We start from the raw sequence: 21,099 nt of genomic DNA on the forward strand, positions 1-21,099 counted from the left end.
TCTACGCGTCTCGTGGGCTCGGAGATGTGTATAGGAGACAGGGTTTCTCGCCCCCGCCGCCTCCTCCGCCCGCGCCGCAGCGCCTGGGAGAGTCCGAGCGGGAGAAGCTCCGCGCCCAGCTCCGCACGGGCACGTTGGATGACCAGTACGTGGACGTGGAGACGAGCGACAGCGGGCAGACGTTCATGCGCGGCTTCTCCGGCCAGGGCATGGAGGAGATTGGCGTCAACCTGCAGGACCTCTTCAAGAACATGCCGGGCATGAGCAAGACGCGTCGACGTCGCGTGCGCGTGCCAGAGGCACTGCAACTGCTGCGTCAGGAAGAGGCCCAGAAGCTGGTGGACCCGGACCGCGTGCAGCGCGAGGCCGTCGTCCGCGCCGAGTCGAGCGGCATCGTCTTCATCGATGAAATCGACAAGATCGCCAGCCGCGAGGGCGCCAAGGGCAGCGGCGGCCCGGACGTCTCGCGCGAGGGCGTGCAACGCGACATCCTGCCCATCGTCGAGGGCTCCACCGTCAACACCAAGTACGGCATGGTGAAGACGGACCACATGCTCTTCATCGCCGCAGGCGCCTTCCACGTCTCCAAGCCCAGCGACTTGATCCCGGAGCTGCAGGGGCGCTTCCCCATCCGCGTGGAGCTGGAGCCGCTCTCCGGTGACGACCTCATCCGCATCCTCCGCGAGCCGAAGAACTCCCTCCTGCGCCAGTACACCGCGCTGCTCCACACCGAGGGCGTGCGCCTGTCCTTCACCGACGACGCGGTGACGGAGCTGGCGCGCATCGCCCAGCAGGCGAACGAGCGCACGCAGAACATCGGCGCTCGCCGCCTGCACACCGTGCTGGAGCGACTGCTCGACGAGGTGTCCTTCTCCGCCAGTGAGCTGGGGCCTCGAGACTTCCAGGTGGACGGCAATTATGTGCGTGAGCGCTTGAGTTCCATCGTCCAGGACGAGGACCTGTCGCGCTACATCCTCTAGCGCGGTATATGGCGCGTTCGCAGCCGCTCCCTCACCACCAAGGAAGGTAGACAGCCTTGCCGCAGCCCGTGCCCTCCGCCGCCGACTCGACTTCCAACGACACCCTCATCTCCAAGGCCAAGAGCCACCTGCTGCAGAACTACAAGCAGCAGCCCATCGTCCTGGTCAAAGGTCGGGGTACGCGCGTGTGGGACGCGGATGGCCGTGAGTATCTGGACCTCATCGGCGGGGTGGCGACGTGCGCGCTCGGGCACTGTCATCCGGACCTGGTGGCGGCGGCGCACGCGCAGCTGGACTCGCTGTGGCACGTGTCGAACGCGTTCTACTCGCAGCCGCAGATCGACCTGGCGGCGCAGCTGTGTGAGTGGAGTGGGTTCCAGCGCGCCTTCTTCTGCAACTCCGGCGCGGAGGCCAACGAGGCGCTGCTGAAGCTGGCCCGCAAGGTGATGAAGGACCGGGGCACCCCGGAGCGCTACGAGGTCATCACCTTCGAGCGCAGCTTCCACGGCCGCACCCTCGCCACCGTCACCGCGACGGGGCAGCCGAAGTACCATGCGGGCTTCGAGCCGCTGCCGGCGGGCTTCCAGCACGTGCCCTACGGTGACGTGGACGCCGTGCGCCGCGCCATCGGTCCCGCCACCGCCGCCATCCTGGTGGAGCCCATCCAGGGCGAGGGTGGGGTGCGCCTGGCTCCCGCGGGCTTCCTCAAGGGGCTGCGCGCCCTGTGCGACGAGAAGGGCCTGTTGCTCCTCGTCGATGAAATCCAGACGGGCATGGGCCGCACCGGCATCCCCTTCGGCTTCATGCGCGACGGCATCCAGCCGGATGCCATCAGCATGGCGAAGGCGCTCGGCAACGGCCTGCCCATTGGCGCCATGTTGTGCCGCGAGGACGTGGGCGCCAGCCTGTCCCCGGGCAGCCACGGCTCCACGTTCGGTGGCAACCTGGTGGCCGCCGCCGCCGCCAACGCCGCCCTGAAGGTCATCCGTCAGCCGGGCTTCCTGGATGAGGTGACGTCCAAGGGCGCGTACTTCCTGGACCGCCTGCGGGAGATTCAGGGTCGGCTGCCGGCCGGCCGTGTGGTGGAGGTCCGGGGGCAGGGCCTGCTGGTGGGCCTGGAGATGGACCGGGAGGCGCCCCAGGTGCTCGGCAAGCTGCGCGAGGCGGGGGTGCTGGGCAACGCGGCTGGTGAGCGGACGGTCCGCTTCGCCCCTCCGTTCACCATCTCCCGGGAGGAGATGGATCAGAGCCTCGCCATCATCGAGCGGGTGCTGACCGCCCTCTGAGTCTGGATTTTCCCCTGGCAGGGGCCTGGGCGGGGACACTGGGTGTTTGACGCCCCGCGTCCCCAAAACCTAGGCTCGACCTTTCGGCAACCCATCCGTGGACCGTCCTGTGAGCGCGCCAAATACGATTGTCGGCCTGGGGGCCCGGACGGACCACATCGCCACGGTGCCCAACCTGGACTTTGCGCGCCTCCAGCTCTCCTCGGAGGAGTCGTCCGTCCTGTCGCTCGTCGGCCGGGTGGAGCGCATCGACCAGGTGCTGTCACGCTCCACCCTGGGTGAAGCGCGCACCATCGCCGTGCTGCTCGCGCTGCGGGCCAAGGGCGCCATCGTCCCCGCGCGCGTGGTGCAGCGAAACCAGCCCGCTCCCGCGGTGGACGCCGCGCTGGCCGAGGACGTGGACCTGGAGCCGGAGCGGAAGAAGGAGATCATCGACCTGGAGCGGGCGCTGGACGGGATGGACCACTTCGCCGTCCTGGGCTTGCGCCCCGGCGCCCCGGCGGCCGAGGCGAAGCAGGCGTACTACAACGCGTCGCGCCGCTTTCACCCGGACCGCTACTTCGGAAAGAACCTGGGCAGCTTCCGCGCGCGCATGGAGCGCATCTTCCGGAGGCTCACGGACGCCCACAACGTCCTCACCCAGCAGGACAAGCGGGACGCGTACCTCAAGGCGCACCCGGCGCTCGCGACGGCTTCCGCGGCCGCCACGCCTCCCGCCCCCGCGCCCGCGCCCATTCCGACGGCGGACCCGACCCAGGAGCTGATGCCGTTCTCTCCCACGCCGCGACCCTTCCGCCTCGCGTCCCCATTGCAGGCGCCCGCCCCGTCGATGCCGCCTCCGGTGCAAGACGCGGAGTCCGAGGCGCGGAAGGCGGAGCGGCAGGCGCGGCTCGCCCGGCACCCGTACATGGCGCGCAACGTGCGGCTGTCGGAGCTGGTGGCGCGCGGCAAGGCGGCCGTCGCCCGAGGCGACTGGGAGCGGGCCTACCAGGACTTCAACCAGGTCCAGACGTTGGACCCGAAGAACCGCGAGGTACCGCCGTTGCTGGTGGAGGCGCGCCGCCGCCACGACGAGCAGCGCGCGTCCGTCGAAGTGGCTCGAGGTAAGGAATTGGAGCAGCACGGCGACGACGTCGGGGCGCTCGCGGCCTACCGGCTGGCCTATTCCCTGGATGGACAGAACGCGGAGGCCGCCTTCCGTGCGGCCAGACTGGGACTTCAACAGGGCCAGGATGCGGGCGAGGTGCGCGTCCTGGCACAGCGCGCCGTGGACGTTCAGGGAGGGCGAATCGAGCACCAGTTGTTGCTGGGACGGGTGCTCGCCGACTCGGGAGCGAAGAAGCAGGCCAAGCGCGTCTATGAAGACGCGGCGAAGTTGGACCCGGACAACGCCGAGGCCAAGGCGGCGCTCAAGAAGCTGCGCTGGACGTTCTAGGATGAGCACGCTCTCTCATGGCTGAGCCCGAACCCCTCATAGGCATCGACCTGGGGACGACGAACAGCATCGTCGCCACCGTCCAGGACGGCCAGCCCGTCGTCATCAAGAACCGCACGGGCCAGGCGCTCACGCCGTCGGTCATCGCCATGGCCAAGAATGGCAAGCGGCTGGTGGGCGGCATCGCCAAGCGTCAGGCCATCACCAATCCCCAGGAGACGGTGTACGCGGCCAAGCGGCTCATCGGCCGGAAGTTCTCCTCGCACGAGGTGCAGGACGCGCTGCGCTCGCTGCCCTACGAAGTGGTGCCGGGGCAGCACGATGACCTGCGCATCCGCATGGGAGGCAAGGACCTGTCGGTTCCGGAGATCAGCGCCATGATTCTCCAGGAGCTGAAGGCGGACGCGGAGGCGCACTTCGGCAGGCCGGTGAGCAAGGCCGTCGTCACGGTGCCGGCGTACTTCAACGACGCCCAGCGGCAGGCCACCAAGGACGCGGGGCGCATCGCCGGGCTGGACGTGCTGCGCATCATCAACGAGCCCACGGCGGCGGCGCTGGCGTATGGCTTCAGCCGCACCGTGAATGGCCGCGTGGCCGTGCTCGATTTGGGCGGTGGCACCTTCGACGTGTCGGTGCTGGAGATCAACCAGGGCGTCTTCGACGTGGTGGGCACCGGCGGCGACACGTACCTGGGCGGCGAGGACTGGGACAACCGCATCATCGAGTGGCTCGTCTTCGGCTTCGCGAAGGAGCACGGCATCGACCTGCGCAAGGACCGCATGGCGTTGCAGCGGCTCAAGGACGCGGCGGAGAAGGCGAAGGTGGAGCTGTCCAGCGTGAAGGAGACGCAGCTCAACCTGCCGTTCATCAGCACGCCTCCCGGCGGTGGCGCGGCGCTGCACCTCCAGGCCGCGCTGTCGCGCGAGAAGCTGGATGACCTGACGGCGGACCTGGCCGAGCGCGTGGTGGGAATCACCACGGAGGTGCTGGGCGAGGCGGGCGTGCGGGCCTCGGAGCTGAAGGAGGTCATCCTCGTCGGTGGCATGTCGCGCATGCCGAAAATCATCGAGGCGGTGCGCGGCTATTTCCGCCGCGAGCCGTGCAAGGGCGTGCATCCGGACGAGGTGGTGGCGCTGGGCGCCGCGGTGCAGGCACACGCGCTGCTGGCGCAGGAGGGCGAGCTGCTGCTCCTGGACGTCACGCCGCAGAGCCTGGGCGTGGCCATCGCCGGTGGTTACGTGCGGCGCATCATCCCGAAGAACACGACGGTGCCCACGTCGGCGACGGAGGTCTTCGCGACGTCGAAGGACTTCCAGCGACTGGTGAAGATCATGGTGCTCCAGGGCGAGCACGAGCTGGCGCACCAGAACGAGCTGTTGGGCGAGTTCGTCCTCACCGGGCTGCGCGAGGCGCCTCGCGGGCAGGTGGAGATAGAGGTGACGTTCGACATCAACGCGGAGGGCATCGTCTCCGTCTCCGCGCGAGACAGGGAGACGGGCCTTCGCCAGTCCATCACCGTCACCGCATCCAGCGGGCTCACGGAAGAGGAGCTCAAGCGCATCATGGACGAGCAGCGCGGCTACCTCATGGCCGCGCGCATCTCCGAGGACCTCAAGGTCAAGCGCATGGAGCTGGACTCGCTCGCTCGTGACGTCATGGATGCGCTGACGCGAGCGAGGCTGCTGCCGGGTGGGGGAGGCCTTCCCGTCGACGCGGTGCCTCGGGCGGAGCAGGTGCTGGAGCATGCGCGGCAGGTCCGCGCGGGGGAGGATGTGGGGGCGCTGGGGCGCGCGTGTGAGTTGCTGGCGGGGTGCCTGGCCCAGCTCAGGGGGCCGGCGCGCAGTGGCACGGGGCGATAGATGAGCACCCAGCGCGCCAACCAGCTCGTCGAAGCGGGACTGTGGCTGCGCCTGAGTGGCGACGCCCAGGGTGCGCAGAAGCTGTTCGAGCGGGCGCTCGTGTTGGACCCGGACAATGTCCGGGCGCGCGAGAGTCTGGCCGCGCTGGCGACGCCCTTTGGGCGCGGGACTCCCTTCGACGCGTCATCAGCGGGCGCGTCCTCGCGGGGGACGCCGCTGCCGTCGCTGGATGGCGACTGGGGGGCGTGGGCCGAAGGCGAGGGCGGTCCGCTGGATGAAGAGGACGAGGAGCGCTCTCCCAGCGTGCTGATTCCGGAGGGAGACGGACCTCCGGCCGAGGGTGACGTGTTGGATCTGCTCTCGCGCGACGAGCCCACCACGCAGGAGTACGGCATCCCCGAGGGCAACACCGACGAGTACGGTGTCCCCATCACCGAGAGCGAGCTGGAGCGGTTGCTGCGCGGCGCGGCCGACTTGCTGGAATTGGACGACCACTCGGGCGCGGTGGACCTGCTGTTCAAGGCGCAGGAGCTGGCACCGGGAGACCCGCGCGTCGAGGCGCTGCGCATCCGCAGTGAGCGCATGCTGATGGCCATGCTGGAGTCGAAGCTGGGCGACCTGGGCCGCGTGCCCCGCGTGCGCCTCCAGCCGGACGACATCATCTGGCTCAGCCTGGACCACCGCGCGGGCTTCGTGCTCGCGCAGATTGATGGCGCCGTGACGTTCGAGGACCTCTTCTCGCTGTCCGGGATGACGCGGCTGGATACCGCCCGCATCCTCGCGCAGCTCCTCGACGAAGGCGTCATCGCCGCTGCCTGACCTCCCTGCTCACGATGTTCCCTGAGAGGGGGTCATTCCGGTCATATTGACAGGAGGCTGTCATGGTGACAGGTTTTTTCTGTTCGCGAGTGGGTCGAGGCCAGTTTCGGGCCCGTGTCGCGCGGGAGGCACCCCATGAAGCATGACGCCAGCATCCCGGCGCTCCCCTGTGTGGAGTTGGAGCCGACGCTCGAGTTCTATGGCCGGCTGGGCTTCGAGGTGACGTATCGGCAGCGCGCGCCAAACCCATACGCGGCGACGCGCAGAGGGGGTGCCCACCTCCACTTCTTCGGCTTGAAGGAGCTGAAGCCCGAGGAGGTCTATAGCTGCTGCCTCATCATCGTGGAGGAGGTGGAGAAGCTGCATGAGGGCTTCTCGGCCGTGCTGCGCGAGGCATACGGCAAGATCCCCGTGCGAGGCATTCCACGCATCACCCGGATGAAGAAAGGGCAGACGCGCTTCACGCTCGTCGACCCGTCTGGAAACAGCGTCATGTTCATCCGTCGCGATGAGCCGAATGGCTACGGTGACGACGAAGACGCCTCCGCTACGCACCTGGGCAAGGCCCTGAAGACCGCGCGGAGGCTTCGTGACTTCAAGAGTGATGACGCCACCGCCGCGAAGGTTCTCGACGCCGCGCTGAGGAAGCCCGATGCCGGGACGACGCTTGAGCGGGCGAGGGCGCTCGTGGCGCGTGTGGAGCTGGCCGTGGCCCTGGATGAGCCGGCCCGTGCTCGCGAGTGTCTTCATGCCATCGATGGACTCGGGCTCTCCAGACTGGAGTGCGAATCGCTGCGAGAAGAACTGGAAGCCGTCGACAAGCTGGTTCGCGCCCAAGCATGAGGAGCGCCAGCCCGACGTTCATGGGCCTCCCTGTCATTTGACTGACAGTCCGCGGGATGCCAGGGGATGGTCTGACGGCGGCCATCCTAGACTTGTCCGAAGAGGATGGGGGCGAGCCGCAGATGAGCGGGCGAGGTGGGGGGCGCGTCCGTGTCCGGCACTGTCTGGTGGGTGTGCGCATGGAAGCCGTCCTCCTGGATGTTTTTGAGGAGCACCTCAGCGAAGCCGCCTTTCTCTGGACGCAGTGGGAACAGACCCTGGATGCGCCGGATTTCAACTTCGAGGAGAGCCTCTCGCTGGAGGGGCGGCTGCGGGCCCACCTGGATGGCCTTGTTGTCGGTGATGCGCCCGTGGCCGAGTTGTTGTTGACGCCTTCGCTCGACTCAGAAGATCCGTCCCTGATTTTCTCCGCCACCTTCGCTCTGTTGGCGGCCCCTGGAAATACGCGACCGTTAGAGGCCCTGTCCGCGGGGTCCGAGGAGCTTCGGCCTCCGATTCAGCGTGCGTGGGAGTTGAGTGAGGGGGATTCCATGGCGAGGCGCCTGAAGGCGCTGTTGGCCCGCACCAACGCGGATCCTCTGTCCATGTCCCTGGACGTGCTCGCATTCCACCACCTCACGCCCATGACAGACGTCGTGGACGGGCTTCTGGGCGGCACGGATGAGCGGCTTCTCGCCGTGGCCTCGCGCTGTTTGCAGGTGCTCCCGCCGCAGCGGATGCGGATACAGCTTGCACGCTTGTTGAGGGACTCCCGTCCCGAGGTTCTCGATGCGGCCATCGAGGCGGGATTGATGGCGGGCGCTCGCTCGGCCTGGGACCGTTGCCTCGATGGGGCTTCGGTCAAGGCGTCGCCTAGTCGTCATCAATTGCTGTTGCTGGGGTTCGGTGGAGACAGCACGGGACTGTCGCGACTGCTGGGACTGATGGGGGAGGAGCGCCTCCGTGCGGACGTCCTATGGGCACTGGGCTTCAGCGGCCACCCCGCCGCGGCCGAAGCCTGTCTCGAATGGTTGGAGCATCCGCGCTTCGCCCCGCTGGCGGGCGAGTCCTTCAGCGCCATCACCGGCCTGTCGCTGAAGGACGGCTTCGCTCTCGAACGCGAGGAGTCTCCCCGTGAGGAGCCCATCCCGCTGGAAGAGGAGGACCTGGACGCGGACCTGACGCCTCGACCCGAGGATGCCCTGCCCATTCCCAATCCAGGGGCGGTGCGCGCCTGGTGGCAGAACGAGCGCAAGGGATTCACAGCGGGCCAGCGCTACCTCCGAGGCAAGCCATTCTCCGTGGAGCTGCTCCTCTCGGAGCTGGAGGTGGGCCCCATGCGCCGACGCCATGCCCATGCATTGGAGCTGGCCTTGCGCAGTCGCGGGGCCTGCAGGCTTCAGACGCGCGCCTTCTCTCCGAGACAGAACCGCGAGCTGGCCGCGCTGCGAAGCGGGGCCCTGAGCCTGTCGTCCCGCCCGCTTCCTGGGCTGTTGGAAGGGTGGTGAGTCTGGCCATGTGGACTCTCGAAAACCACACCCCGTTCGCGGCGGATCGAACCTGGGTCCTCGACAAGGACGGCGCCAAACGCTGGGTGGTCGTCGTCAAGGGGACCTACGATCTCCAGGAGAATCAGCGCACCTGTCTGAGCGAGACCCAGCCTCCGCCGCTGTTGCTACCGACGTATCGCGGGGAACCTGGTGCTTCCAGCCTGCTTCATGTCATGGACCTGACGGCGCCCAAGCTGGCGACGGATGTCGTCGTCAATGCCCTGGCCCATGCTCCCGGTGGCAAGCCCACCACCGTCCTGGATGTCTCGCTTCAAGTGGGCGCGCTCAAGAAACAACTGCGCGTCTTCGGTGACCGCGAGTGGAAGCGAGCGGTGCTCGGTGGCCCGGCGATGAGTGCTCCGCGGCCCTTCGTCACCCTTCCTGTCTGTTATGAGCGGGCCTTCGGAGGATGGGACAGGAAGGCCGAGGATGCAGCGGAGCATCGCGTCCACCCTGACAATCCCGTGGGCACTGGCTTCGTCACACAGGCCTCCCACTCCGGGGAGGTGGCGCTGCCCAACGTGGAGTCTCCTCGCCACCTCATCCGTTCTTGGAAGGACCGTCCTCCCCTTGCGGGATTGGGAGCCATCCCCAGCGATTGGTCTCCTCGTCGGGAACTGGCGGGCACGTGCGACGAGCGGTGGAAGAAGACGCGTTTCCCATTGCTGCCGGAGGACTTCGACGAGCGCTTCCACCAGTGTGCTCCCGTGGACCAGCAGGTTCCTGGATTCCTGAAGGGAGGCGAGCGCGTCGAGTTGGTCAATCTCTCCCGGTGGTCTCGACTGGGGTTCGAGCTGCCGAAGGTCTGGTTGGCCTTCAAGACCTTCTTCGGGCGGAAGAGCGTGGAGCATCGTGCTCGCCTCCACACGGTCATCCTGGAGCCGGAACTGCCACAGGTCACCCTGGTCTGGCATACCAGCCTCTCGTGTCACCATGACGCGGACAAGCTGGACGTCACGGTCATCAACCAGAAGGAGTACCTGTCCATGCAGAGGTCCGCATGAGTCAGGACATCGGCATCATCACCCTGGGGGCGAGGACCGCGGTGGGACTCAAGGCCCACCATGTGGCGGCGGCCGTGCGAGCCGGCATCAGTCGTCGAGGGGACCACCCCTTCATGGTTGACCAGCGGGGCCAGCCGATGATGGTGGCGAGGGACTCCCTGCTGCCAGCCGAGCTGAGAGGTGTGAAGCGAGTGGAGACGCTGGCGAAGAGCGCCATGGAGGAGGCGCTGGCTCCGGTGAGGCCGTCGCCCCGGGAGCGTTTGTCGCTTGCGGCGATGGTGGCGGTGTCCGAGGCTCGCGCTTACTTGTCGGGGCTGGAGGCCGAGTCACCGGCCCGCTGGTTGCGCGACGTAGCACCCTCGGGACTTCATCTCACCCAGGTGGAGGTGCTTCCCCAGGGGCATGCCGCTGGATTGATGGCGCTCGAGCGTGGGTGGAAGTGCCTCCAGTCTGGCCGGGCCGACCTCTGCCTGGTGGGCGGCGTGGATTCGTACCTGGATGCCGAGACGCTGGAGTCGCTTGATGTGCGGGGACTCTTGAAGTCGCCTGTCAATCGCTCCGGCTTCACGCCGGGAGAAGGCGCGGGCTTCTGTCTGCTGGCCTCGTCGCGCGTGACGCGTCACCTGGGGCTGACACCGCTGGCTCGGATTGCCTCCGCGGTGACTCGGCGTGAGGAACATCACTTCGGGACGCAGGGCATCAACGTGGGCAGGGGGCTCTCCGACGCCATCGCCGGTGCGACGAGTGTCCTGGGAAGCCCGCCCACTCCGTTGGCGGACACGATGTACTGTGACCTCAACGGTGAACCCCATCGCACCGAGGAGTTCACCTACGCCAGCTTGCGGTGTCAGTTGGCGTTCGCGGACCACTCGGACTACGTGACACCCAGTGATTGCTGGGGGGATGTCGGAGCGGCGACGGGCCCGTTGTTGGCGTGCCTGGCCGTGGCTTCCGGACAAAGGAACTATGCGCGAGGGCCTCGGCCACTGTTGTGGGCCAGCTCGCGCGGAGGAGAGCGCTCCGCGGTGCTCCTCCATCTCGACCACGTCGCTGAAAGGCAGGTGCCAGCATGGGCACGGTCTCGGTCAACTCCCCCAAGACACCCGTGACGGAGGGCAGTGATGGCAAGGCCCCCGCCACGACTCCCAACTTCTGCAAGATGCCCGGGCCCCCCGCGCCCTTCGTGCCCGTCGTGCTTCCCAACGTCGGGATGTCCGGAGAGGGGCTCACGAAGGGCACCAAGAAGGTTTTCATCGAAGGCCACAAGGTCGCCATCAAGGGCTCGTACTTCATGAGCAAGGGCGACATGGCGAGCAAGGCTCAAGGAGGCGGTGTCGTCTCGGGGCAGACCCACGGAAAGACCGAGTGGGTCGCGCCCGGCTCGATGGACACCAAGGCGGAGGGGAAGAACATCCAGTTGCTGGGCGATGCGATGACGAATAACGGAGGAAGCCCCGCCAACGCTGCGACGCTTCCCGGAGAAGGGCAGGGGGCTGCGGTTCCTCTTCAGACCGCTGAGGAAAAACTGCGGGAGATTGCGTGTAAGTGCGACAAGGATGTGAAGGCCAACAAGCAGAGCACATGCATGGAGCTCGGCAACAAGAAGCATGACTGCTGCGAGGAGGCGCTGAAGAAACACGCGGGTAGCGGCAATCCCCCCCAACTTTGCGGAGAGCGTGGCTATGACGTGCGTTGCAATCCGCCCCAGTCGCTCGGGATGACGCGCAAGGGACTCGCGCAACGCATCTCGGCGGATGTCAGGGAGGGGGGCTTGTTCCCTGGAGCGTCGGAGGCGACGATAGGACGGAAGGTTTGGGGCCGGTTGATGCAAGCTCTGAGAGGCACTTGTTGGCCCGATGCCTGTTCGCTGGATGCTCGGGGTAACCCATCTCAGTTCTTTGACTTCAAGTTCCGCTGCCCTGAAGGAACACCTATTCGTCGCAAGAAAGGCGGTGGCTGGGTCACCGCTTCGGGAGAGTCTGCTTGCGCTTGGGGTAAAGGACAGCAAGTCAAGTATGTGGCTCTGAGCAGTGCGCTGGGGATCAACGCCAAAACGAATCCGCCCGTCATCATCGGAAATGATCTCTGCCCCTGAGGAATGGCTTCATTCATGGAAATACTCACCCGTACATTGAGATTGAAGGACAAGGATTTCGTGCTCGTCCGTCCAGGGCTCGTCCTCAATTTCTTTCTGGATGCGACGTTGCCAGATTGCGCCCCTGCCTGTGCGGACGCCATCGAGGCCTATCTGACGTACGTTGGGGCGGAGACCTTGCGCACCTACGTCGCGGACAGCGGTCAATTCCGGCCCCTGACGTCTCGGCAGACAGCCAAGGATTTGCGGAACCTGCGGGGCCGTCCGACGGACGAGGACGGCTATCGGGTTCATTACGGCCAGGGCGCGGTTGGAGGAGAGCCGGGAACCCACTCGCTTTTTTTCGAGGGCGATGGCCCTTTGGTGGAACCCGTGGTCCTTCCTGATGCAGTCAACCTGTTGCGTATGGAATTTCCCCCGCCGCCTTCCGATGATGAATCTTGGATGGCCCCTTTTCTCGAGTGGGTCCGGAAGATTGCCAATCTCATTCCGTTCCAGTCAGGGAATGCGGGATGGGGTTTCATGCACATGGGCGTTCATGAGAGCCAGGTGCGCCGCGAAATCAATCAACTCCTTCCTCGCTATCACGGCTTCGATCCGGCCTATAATTCGGCGAGGATGTGGATGCGAGGTCATATTCTGGGTGCGCACTGGCTCACCTTGCTGCGCGACGACCTCATTCAAAAGTTGGGAGGAATGGAGGCCATTCGCACAGGGCTCCCCTACGCTGAACTCCAACCTCTCGACCATGGGGTGCTCATCCGTGCGGCAAAACGCCCTCCGCTAGGCGACGTCAATCGCCAGTGTCTGGACATCGGCTCCATGCCAGACGTGGCACGGCTGCTGCGCCCCATCCGCCTCATGATGGAGGGCTTTGGAGAACCCCAGGAAGTCTTCGACGCACCGGCCTGGATTGCCCGCTACGACAACAAGCCCTCCCAACCCTGGGATGCCAAATGATGACGCGGCCCTTCAAGGTCTCACACCGCCCGCTGCTTCCGCCGACGAAGCTGGAGTTGGTGGTGGTGCTCGAGTCCCCCTTGTCTGGCCAGGAGCACCCCTTCGCGCCCCTGGACTATTTCCAGCAGGTCGCCGCGCTGGGAGGACTGGGCGGGGAGACGCTGCCTCCCTCCCGGTCTTCACTCCGGCTGTCGAGCCACGAGCAGCTCCCGGGCAACACCTGGAGCTGGCGCTTCGACGCGGTCCAGCTCCACGCCTCCAGTCTGTTCATCCTCGAGAACGTCCTCCACGACATCCACCTGGAGGGGCCCCACATCCAACAGGCCATCATCTCGTCGGGGTTGCTTGCTCCATCACAGCGGGGGCCCGAGCCGGTGCTGCCCTTCGCCTACGAGCCCCTGCCATTCGAGTACATCTTCGAGGCGGAGAGCACCGAGGCCTTCATCGAAGTGGATTTCGCGAAGGCGCAGGGCACCGAGCTGCTGCGTGACTGCGAGGTGGCCTGGTGGTCCTGGCTGGGGCTGGTGCAGCGAGGCGGCTTCGCGGAGGCCACCTTCCCTCCAGGTACGCTCAAGACCTTCCTGGCGAAGGCGCCCGTCATCTCCTCGCACGGGCTCCAGTTCTTCCTGGACGACGTCACGGCGGGGGGCGAGGCCTTCGACAGTCTGGTCAACATGCTCCACGCGATTCATCTGCGTGGAGCCACCATCGAATGCGTCCGGGTCTCCTGACGCTCAGCTCCGGATGACGCCCGTCCAGAGGCCCTTCACCACCACCTCGCCGCGCTGGTTGCGCGACTCGGTGGCGACGACGACGAACTCCATGCCGGCCTTCCCGTAGATGTTCTCGATGCGGCCCGTGGTCGTCATCACATCGCCGGGGCGCATGACGCCCAGGAACTCCAGCTCCTGCTCGCCGTGCACCAGCATCAACAGATTCACGCCCAGCTCCGGGTCCGCGACGGCCGCGCCGAACGGGCGGATGGCGAACACGACGGCGAAGCTTGGGAACGCAATCAGGTCTCCATACGGCCCCGCCTTCGCCGCGGTGTCGTCGTAGAGGAGGGGACTGACGTGCTCGGGCGGCTCGCCCGGCGTGCCGGCGGCGGGATGCGCGCCTCCCACGGCCAGGGCGAACTCGCGCAGCTTCTCCGCGCCAATCGTGTACGTGTACGGGCCGTATTCCCGGCCGATGAAGCGCTTGTCGATGGCCATGGCGTCTATCCGAGGGAGGCTTCGACGATGGCGCCCTTGAGGACGGCCTCGCCGCGCTGGTTGGTGGCGGTGACTTCCGTGGTGAGCCGGTCCGCTTCGATGGCCGTGATTCTGCCCTCGAACGTGACGACGTCCTCCGGCCGCACGGGGCGCGAGAAGCGCACCTTCACCTTGCGGATGCGGCCCGGGTCTCCCACGAAGATTCCGACGGCTTCCACCGCCCAGGCCAGCGTGCAGAGGCCCTGCAGGATGACGCCGTCCAGGCCGGCCACCTTGCCGACCTCCGGGTCGATGTGGATGGGATTGAAGTCCCCGGATGCGCCCGCGTAGTAGATCGGCCGGTACAGGTCGCACTCGCGGACGTGCGTGAAGGTGTCGCCTACCTGGAAGGTGCGTGCCATGAGGCCCTCCGCTTTAGCACGGAGGGCCCTGCTCGCTCACCCCGTCGCGGTGCCCTGGTCCAACGGGTCATCCACCTCGGAGCCCTCGCGGCGCTTGCGGTACTGCTCGCGCACGTACGCCACCAACTGGTCCAGATACGAGGACAGGGGAGGGCACCTCACCCCCGTGCCGTCCAGGAGCTCCAGCGTGTTGTGGCAGTTGTAGATGGCCAGGTGATTGACGTAGCTGATGGCCGCGCGCTGCGGCCGGGCCAGCTTCTCCAGCACGGGCAGCCGCAGCATGACGTCCGCCGCGCGCGCCGACAGGTTGAAGCGCGGCAGCTTCTTGTTCGCCTTCTCCGCGATGAGCTCGTACACGCGCCGCGCGCTCATGGGATTCGGGTCCACCAGGTGGAACGTGCGGCCCGCCGCGCGAGGGTCCTTCCCCAGTCGCCACACCGCCTCCACCACGTAGTCCACCGGCACCACGTTGAGCGGCGCCACGCCGTTGCCCGGCAGCGGCAGCGGCACCACCAGCGGCGACGTCACCAGCAGGATGCCCAGGTAGTAGGGCCCCTCGAACTTGTCGATCTCCCCCGTGCGCGAGTCGCCCACCACGCTGGACGGCCGGTACACGGTGACGGGCAGGGTGGAGCTGGCGCGCATCACCAGCCGCTCCGCCTGGAACTTCGTCTCCTCGTACGGATTGCGGAAGCCCTGGCCCCGGTCCAGCTCGTCCTCGGCGATGACGCCCACGCGGTCGCCAGACACGTAGCAGGTGGAGAAGTGGTTGAAGCGCGCCAGGTGCTCGCAGTCCCGCGCCAGCTCCAGCATGTTGCGCGTGCCGTCCACATTCACGCGCCAAGCGGTGTCCTTGGCCACGCCCAGTTGCGCCACCGCCGCCAGGTGGAAGATGTCCGTCACCCGCTCGCACAGGCGCTGGTACTCCTCGCCCGACAGGCCCAGGTGCATGTCCACCACGTCACCGGTGAGCAGCTCCACCGTGGCGCCCTTCAGCTTGGACGCGTGCTTCTGTGCTTCCTTGAGCGCCTTGGGCTGAACCAGCGCGTAGACGTGCCCCTTCGGGTCCTCCCGCGCGATGTGCTCCACCAGCCGCTTGCCGATGAACCCGGGATAGCCGGTGATGAAATACGTCCCAGCACCGGTCTTCTTGCGCGTCTCGCTCATTGCGCGCGGAGCATACTCGCCCGTCAGCCGCGCGCGAGCATGGCGCGCCAGACCGACTCCACTTGCTCCCGGGTGGAGGACAAGTCCCGGCTGTTGTCGATGACCCACGTCGCGTGGGCCCGCTTGTCGTCCAGGGGGAGCTGGGCGGCCAGCCGCGCCTCGGCCGCCGTCGCGTCCAGCCCGTCACGCGCCATCAGCCGCGCTTTTTGCAGGTCCCGGGGCACCCACACCAGCGCCACCCCCTCCATCCACTCGTGCATCCCCGCCTCCACCAGCAGGGGGACATCGTAGATGACACGCTCCACGCCCCGGGCCTCCAGCGCCTGGACCTTCTCCACGAAGGCCTCGCGCACCAGGGGGTGGGTGATGGCGTTGAGCGCGGCGCGCTCCGCGTCGTTTCCGAACACGCGCGCGCCCAGCCTCGCCCGGTCCAACCGGCCGTCGGCGCCCACGACGCCGGGGAAGCGCTCGGCGATGGCGGCGAGGCCCGGGGTGCCGGGCTCCACCACTTCGCGCGCGAGCACGTCCGCGTCGAGCACCTCCGCGCCCAACTCCCGCAGCATCCGGGTGACGGTGCTCTTGCCGGAGGAGATGCCGCCCGTCAGCCCGAAGACGTGCACGGTGGGGGCCTACTTCGCGGCCTTCTGCGTGGTGAAGGTGAGCGACTGCACCGTCTTGCCGTCCTCGTTGAAGAAGATGGCCAGCCCCAGCTTCGGGTAGAGGAAGTAGGTGCGGAAGTCGTCCGTCAGCTTGCGCTGGTAGCACGGCGTCGCGGGCACGGGGCCGGAGGGGCAGGCGGGGCCGTAGCTCGTCTCGATGGTCTCCTTGTCGATGACGGGGCCGGGGAACACGTCGATGCGCTCGATGAGCCCGCTCGCGTCCACCTTGAACTGTGCCTGGCTGGTGCCCTTGATGGCCTCCTTGCCGAGATAGGCGATGGTCTCCTTGCCGTCCTGGCTCACCGTGCGCGAGGGCTCGCCGAACTTCTTGACGACCTCGTCCTTCTTGGTGACGCCGGGCTCCACGCCCTGCCACGGCTTGGCGACAGCGGGGAAGGCGACGGCAATCACGGCGAGCGCAATCAAGGTCCTCATCACGACTTCCTCCCTAATGGAAAGGGCGGGCGGGGCTCAAGCGCTGCCCTCTCTTTTCAACGGATGATTCCGACGGGCATTCAACCACGAGACGCCTTGCCCCGTCCGGGGGGGAGTGCTACTTCGCGAGCCATGCGCGCTCCTGGCTCCAGGATTCTTCCCGTCCTCCTGCTGGCCCTCTGTGGCGTGGCCGGGGCGGCGGACTTCGTCGGCGCTGACAGTTGCAAGGGCTGCCACCCGGAAGCCTACGAGGCGTGGATGCAGTCCAAGCACGCCCGGGCGGTGAGCTCCCTCTCCGAGCAGCAGCAGAAGGACGGCCGCTGCCTGTCCTGCCACTCGCCGGACCAGGTGTCGCAGACGCAGGCCAGTGTGAGCTGCGAGACATGTCACGGGGGCGGGCAGTACTACTCGCCCGAGTACGTGATGAAGGACCCGGAGCTGGCGCGCCTGGTGGGGTTGGTGGACCCGTCGGAGAAGCAGTGCCGCTCCTGCCACGACGCCTCCTCGCCCTCCTTGCGGCCGTTCGACTTCAAGGAGTCGCTCAAGGCCATCGACCACTGGTCGGCCGAGCGCGCCCGCCGCGCCGCCCGGTCCGAGGCCCAGGCCACTCCCCCCTCCACCGCGAAGAAGTAGCCGCTTGATCAAGATTCTCGACGCCCGATTCGTCGTCACCGCCGTGGAGCCCAAGGGCTACCCGCAGGGACATACCGCCGAGGTGGCCTTCGTGGGCCGCTCCAACGTCGGCAAGTCCTCCATGATCAACACCCTCACCGGCCGCAAGAAGCTGGTGCGCGTGTCGAACACCCCGGGCCGCACCCGGACGCTCAACTTCTTCGACGTGGACCTGGAGCGCGGCAACTTCCGCCACCAGGTGCGCCTGTGCGACCTGCCGGGCTACGGCTTCGCCCGCGCGAGCAAGGCGGACAAGGCCCAGTGGGAGCAGATGATCACCACCTACCTCGAGAAGCGGCACCGGCTCGAGGTGGTGATCAGCATCATCGACGCGGAAGTGGGCCCCACGCCGGATGACCTGGCCACGCTGGACTATCTGCAATCCCACAAGCGCAAGGTGCTGGTGGTGGCCACCAAGATCGACCGCATCACCAAGGCCAAGACGCTGCCCCGGCTCCAGGAGCTGTCGCGCCAGGTGGACCTGCCCATGGAGGCGATCCTCCCGTTCTCCTCCACGGAGCGGCGGGGCGTGGACGAGGTCTGGGGCGCGCTCCTGGACACCTTCGGCAAGGCCACCCGCCTCTGAGCCCGGGGCCCCGGGGCTCCATCAGGTAGTCGCCGCTCCGGGTGGTGTTCCCCTCCCGACGAGGGAGTCGCTGTGGTAGGCACGCCGCCGTGTCCTCCGAGAACGGCAAGGGTAATGGCAGGGATTCGCAGCTCGCCCTGCGCGAGTTGCAGCAGCAGTTGATGAGGCTGTCACCCCGGAGGCGCATGGAAGCGCTTCTAGAGGGTGCGGATGCGGCGGCGGTGGTGCGCGCCCTGCCGCCGGAGAGCCTCTACGTCACCATCCAGGAGGTGGGGCTCGAGGACGCGACAGAGCTGGTTCAGCTCGTGTCGCCCGCCCAGTTCCGCGCCTTCGTGGACCTGGGCGCCTGGAAGCGCGACAAGCTGGACTCGCACGCCGTGCTGACGTGGCTGCGCGCCGCGCGTGGTGGCTACGACGACACTCCGGAGTTCCTGCGCAAGCTGCACGCGGTGGACATGGAGGTGCTGGAGTACCTGCTGCACGAGCTGGTCGCCGTGCATGACCTGGAGGAGAACCCGGACGTCAACCCGCAGGGCGTGACGCTGGAGACTCCGGAAGGCCGCTACCTGGTCGAAATCAAGGCCGAGGGCGCGGAGATGTCCGCGGTGCGGGCGCTCGTCACCGACCTCATCGCGGAGAACCCCTTCGAGGCCGTGCGCCTGCTGGAGGCCGTGCGCTGGGAGGTCCCCGCCGAACTGGAGGAGACGGCCTTCCAGTTCCGCAAGGCGCGCCTGCTGGATCTGGGCTTCCCGACGCTGGAGGACGCGGTGGCGCTCTTCAGCCGCGTGGACGTGCCGGCGCGTCGGTCCTCGAACACCACGACTCCGTCGGGCACGGCGGCGCTGACGGCGCCCCAGGGCCACGTGGACTACCTGGACGCGGCCTTCCGGGGACTGACTGAAATCGAACGTCAGAACGCGGAGGACGAACTGGCGGGCGTGGCCAACGCGGCGCTGGTGGCGGAGCTGGCGGACCCGGGTGACCTGGATGCCGTGCGCAGGGTGGGGGAGATGGTGCGGGACTACCTCTCGCTCGGCCTGGAGCACCTGACGGGGGCGGACCCCACGCAGGCCATCGAGGTGCTGCGCGACACGCCCCTGCGGCGCATCTTCCAGACGGGCTTCACGCTGACGCTCCAGCTCAAGTTCCGCGCGGACCGGCTGGCGAAGTCGCCGGGCGCGGTGGTGGACGGCGTGCTGCTGATGCTGCCGGAGGAGTCCGCCGCGATGGAGGCCCTGCGCCGCAAGCGACCCCGTCGCACGCTGAAGGTGGAGGGCGCGGAGCCGGTGCCGTTCCGCTCCCTGCGCGAAGTCGCCGCCAGCGAGGCCGTGCTCGCGCGCGCGGAGGCCCAGGTGGAGGTCCTTCGCGGCGTGCTGGGTGGCACTCCCCAGGCCGCGCATCAGGCGGTGGCCCGCTTCGGTGTCCCGCTGGAGACGCTCGGCGTGGAGCGGCTCTTCGCCGCCGTGGTCGCCATGGCGGTCCTGGACGCGAGGCCGGATGCCCGCCCGGTGCCGCTGGGGCGCACGGTGGAGTTGGGCCAGCGCCTCTTCGAGGGCTCTCCCCAGGCGCCACGCCTGCTCGCCTCCGCGTCGGAGCGCGCCGTGTCGGGCCTGGAGGGCGCGGTGGCCCCGGAGGCTCGCGCGGAGCTGCGTCGCATGGTGGGAGTGACACTCACGCGGCTCTTGTCGGAATTGGGCGCGGCGTGGCTGGAGGACGCGAAGTGGAGTCCCGTCGCGTCCGAAGTGTTGCCCATGGAGAGCAGCCCGGTGCCGTAGCTTTTTCAGGGTGGGAGGCCTCCCGGTAACTCGGGGGCCTTGCTGCCCGTGGAGATCCGGGTGCTTGCGAGCCCGGACCCTGGCACGCCCTCTGCTTCTGTCCGCCGCACGCGAAGGTGTACGCGCGTGAACTGCCAGAGGAGGAGGGACATGGTGCCGGGAGAGCAGGGGCAGCGCCGTGACGTGTGGGCCTTCTATGCGCTGACCGCATTCGCCGCGGTGATGTACGCGGTGCCGGGTGAGTGGATCCCCGTGCTGGCGCCGCTTCGGCTGGCGCTGCTGACGTCAGTGGTGGCCGCGGGTTTGATGGTGATTCGGAGGTTGGGGCGCGGGGAGCCGCTCTACCTGGATGGAGCGCGAGGCTGGGGGCTCATCGGCTTCTCGTGCCTCGCCGTGCTGTCGGTGTCGTGGGCGGTGAACGCGGAGGTCGCGCGCTACACGGGCATCGAGCTGTTGAAGCTGACGGCCATCTACCTCACCGTCGTCAATGTCATTTCAAGCGGGCGCAGGCTCGCCGTCGTCTGCGGGTCCATCGTCCTGGCCTCCGTGGTGACGTCCATCGGCGTCATCAACTGGTACATGGTGGGGGAGAACCTGGTGGAGGGCTTCCGCGCGCGCTGGGTGGGCGTGTACGCGGACCCGAACCACATGGCGATGAACCTGGTGCTGGTGGTGCCGCTCGCGGTGGCCTTCGTGGCGCGCAAGGGCTCGTCGTGGGTGTGGCGGGTGGCGTGTCTGGTGGCGGCGGTGCTGGCGGTGGTGGCCATCGTCCTGTCGCACTCGCGCGGTGGCTTCATCGGTCTGTCCATCGCCATGGGCCTGTGGGCGTTCCGCGAGAAGCGCCGCATCCAGGCCATCGTCGTGGGCTCGCTCTTCGTGGTGGGCCTGGTCGTGTTCGCGCCGGAGAGCTTCTGGGCTCGCAACGAGACGGTGGCGGCCTTCCACGAGGACGCGTCCGCCATGGGCCGCGTCTACGCGTGGCAGGTGGCCAGCCGCATGAGCCTGGACAAGCCGCTCTTGGGCGTGGGCGCGGGCAGCTTCCGCTACGCGTGGGCGGAGTACGCGCCTCCGGAGGCGCGGCGCGCGTACGTGGCGCACAACATCTTCCTGGACGTCATCGGAGAGCTGGGCTGGGTGGGCCTGGGCCTCTTCATGATGTTCGCGGGAGGCGCGTCCGGCGGTGCGTTCGCCGCGTCGCGCGGCAAGGAAGTGGGTTGGATTGCACGGGCGCTGTCCGCGTCCGTGGCGGGCTACCTGACGTGTGACTTGTTCTCCGGCTACATCCTCTCCGCGCATTGCTACGTGCTCTTCGGCCTGGCTGCCGCGGCGCACCGCATCGCCCGCGCGGCGGAGGTGACGGAGACGGTGGCTGTGCCGGGG

At 67.7% G+C, this 21,099-nt stretch carries 21 protein-coding genes; 16 read left to right on the top strand and 5 right to left on the bottom strand.

The window, feature by feature from the left end; all coding sequences use genetic code 11:
- From hslU to HUW62_RS34240, 12 genes are all read left to right on the top strand, one after another.
- Positions 1-980: ATP-dependent protease ATPase subunit HslU (gene hslU, locus HUW62_RS34185; RefSeq protein WP_176436808.1), on the top strand; the 980-nt coding region annotated here is incomplete at its 5' end.
- Between the two features lie 56 nt (positions 981-1,036).
- On the top strand, positions 1,037-2,266 hold the full coding sequence (locus tag HUW62_RS34190; RefSeq protein ID WP_163865579.1) for an aspartate aminotransferase family protein: 1,230 nt from the start codon (positions 1,037-1,039) through the stop codon (positions 2,264-2,266).
- A gap of 109 nt (positions 2,267-2,375) precedes the next feature.
- Entirely contained in the window at positions 2,376-3,701 is a 1,326-nt protein-coding gene (locus HUW62_RS34195; RefSeq protein ID WP_176436809.1) for a DnaJ domain-containing protein, read from the top strand.
- Between the two features lie 17 nt (positions 3,702-3,718).
- Positions 3,719-5,560, top strand: a complete 1,842-nt coding sequence (gene dnaK / locus HUW62_RS34200) for a molecular chaperone DnaK (protein WP_176436810.1) — start codon at positions 3,719-3,721, stop codon at positions 5,558-5,560.
- Positions 5,561-6,379, top strand: a complete 819-nt coding sequence (locus HUW62_RS34205) for a hypothetical protein (RefSeq protein WP_176436811.1) — start codon at positions 5,561-5,563, stop codon at positions 6,377-6,379. It abuts the gene before it with no gap.
- 135 nt (positions 6,380-6,514) lie between these two features.
- Entirely contained in the window at positions 6,515-7,222 is a 708-nt protein-coding gene (locus tag HUW62_RS34210) for a hypothetical protein (RefSeq protein ID WP_163865575.1), read from the top strand.
- Between the two features lie 179 nt (positions 7,223-7,401).
- Positions 7,402-8,709: a TIGR02270 family protein gene (locus HUW62_RS34215; protein WP_163865574.1), complete on the top strand. Its 1,308-nt coding sequence runs from the start codon at positions 7,402-7,404 to the stop codon at positions 8,707-8,709.
- An 8-nt stretch (positions 8,710-8,717) separates the two neighbouring features.
- Positions 8,718-9,755, top strand: a complete 1,038-nt coding sequence (locus HUW62_RS34220; RefSeq protein ID WP_163865573.1) for a DUF2169 domain-containing protein — start codon at positions 8,718-8,720, stop codon at positions 9,753-9,755.
- A complete protein-coding gene (locus tag HUW62_RS34225) occupies positions 9,752-10,864 on the top strand; it encodes a beta-ketoacyl synthase N-terminal-like domain-containing protein (protein WP_176436812.1) in 1,113 nt (370 codons plus the stop codon). The genes HUW62_RS34220 and HUW62_RS34225 overlap by 4 nt, the downstream gene beginning before the upstream one ends.
- Positions 10,825-11,850, top strand: a complete 1,026-nt coding sequence (locus HUW62_RS34230; protein ID WP_163865571.1) for a PAAR-like domain-containing protein — start codon at positions 10,825-10,827, stop codon at positions 11,848-11,850. Before HUW62_RS34225 ends, HUW62_RS34230 begins: the two co-directional genes overlap by 40 nt.
- Before the next feature lie 15 nt (positions 11,851-11,865).
- Entirely contained in the window at positions 11,866-12,810 is a 945-nt protein-coding gene (locus HUW62_RS34235) for a type VI immunity family protein (RefSeq protein WP_163865570.1), read from the top strand.
- Complete coding sequence (locus HUW62_RS34240; RefSeq protein WP_163865569.1) at positions 12,807-13,541, top strand: hypothetical protein; 735 nt, start codon at positions 12,807-12,809, stop codon at positions 13,539-13,541. The genes HUW62_RS34235 and HUW62_RS34240 overlap by 4 nt, the downstream gene beginning before the upstream one ends.
- Positions 13,542-13,544: 3 nt before the next feature.
- Here HUW62_RS34240 and HUW62_RS34245 read toward each other — a convergent pair whose 3' ends face one another.
- Genes HUW62_RS34245 through HUW62_RS34265 form a run of 5 tightly spaced genes read right to left on the bottom strand, consistent with a single transcriptional unit; the run spans position 13,545 to position 16,686 of the window.
- The gene (locus tag HUW62_RS34245) at positions 13,545-14,024 is read right to left on the bottom strand and encodes a MaoC family dehydratase N-terminal domain-containing protein (protein WP_176436813.1); all 480 of its coding nucleotides are present in this window, start codon (positions 14,022-14,024) and stop codon (positions 13,545-13,547) included.
- Between the two features lie 5 nt (positions 14,025-14,029).
- A complete protein-coding gene (locus tag HUW62_RS34250) occupies positions 14,030-14,425 on the bottom strand; it encodes a MaoC/PaaZ C-terminal domain-containing protein (RefSeq protein WP_163865567.1) in 396 nt (131 codons plus the stop codon).
- 36 nt (positions 14,426-14,461) lie between these two features.
- Positions 14,462-15,592: an SDR family oxidoreductase gene (locus HUW62_RS34255; RefSeq protein WP_176436814.1), complete on the bottom strand. Its 1,131-nt coding sequence runs from the start codon at positions 15,590-15,592 to the stop codon at positions 14,462-14,464.
- A 23-nt stretch (positions 15,593-15,615) separates the two neighbouring features.
- Positions 15,616-16,212: a dephospho-CoA kinase gene (gene coaE / locus HUW62_RS34260; RefSeq protein WP_163865566.1), complete on the bottom strand. Its 597-nt coding sequence runs from the start codon at positions 16,210-16,212 to the stop codon at positions 15,616-15,618.
- A gap of 9 nt (positions 16,213-16,221) precedes the next feature.
- Positions 16,222-16,686 carry a hypothetical protein gene (locus HUW62_RS34265; RefSeq protein ID WP_163865565.1) on the bottom strand — a complete coding sequence of 155 codons (465 nt, stop codon included), beginning with the start codon at positions 16,684-16,686 and terminating at the stop codon, positions 16,222-16,224.
- A 132-nt stretch (positions 16,687-16,818) separates the two neighbouring features.
- Here HUW62_RS34265 and HUW62_RS34270 point away from each other — a divergent pair, with 132 nt between their 5' ends.
- The 4 genes from HUW62_RS34270 to HUW62_RS34285 form a co-directional block, all read left to right on the top strand.
- Positions 16,819-17,319, top strand: a complete 501-nt coding sequence (locus tag HUW62_RS34270; protein ID WP_163865564.1) for a cytochrome c3 family protein — start codon at positions 16,819-16,821, stop codon at positions 17,317-17,319.
- 4 nt (positions 17,320-17,323) lie between these two features.
- A complete protein-coding gene (gene yihA, locus HUW62_RS34275; protein WP_163865563.1) occupies positions 17,324-17,944 on the top strand; it encodes a ribosome biogenesis GTP-binding protein YihA/YsxC in 621 nt (206 codons plus the stop codon).
- Between the two features lie 41 nt (positions 17,945-17,985).
- A complete protein-coding gene (locus tag HUW62_RS34280; RefSeq protein ID WP_163865562.1) occupies positions 17,986-19,719 on the top strand; it encodes a DUF6178 family protein in 1,734 nt (577 codons plus the stop codon).
- Between the two features lie 150 nt (positions 19,720-19,869).
- Positions 19,870-21,099: O-antigen ligase (locus tag HUW62_RS34285; protein ID WP_176436815.1), on the top strand; the 1,230-nt coding region annotated here is incomplete at its 3' end.

It is taken from the genome of Myxococcus sp. AM011, from assembly GCF_013372595.1.
GTDB classification, from domain to species: domain Bacteria; phylum Myxococcota; class Myxococcia; order Myxococcales; family Myxococcaceae; genus Myxococcus; species Myxococcus eversor.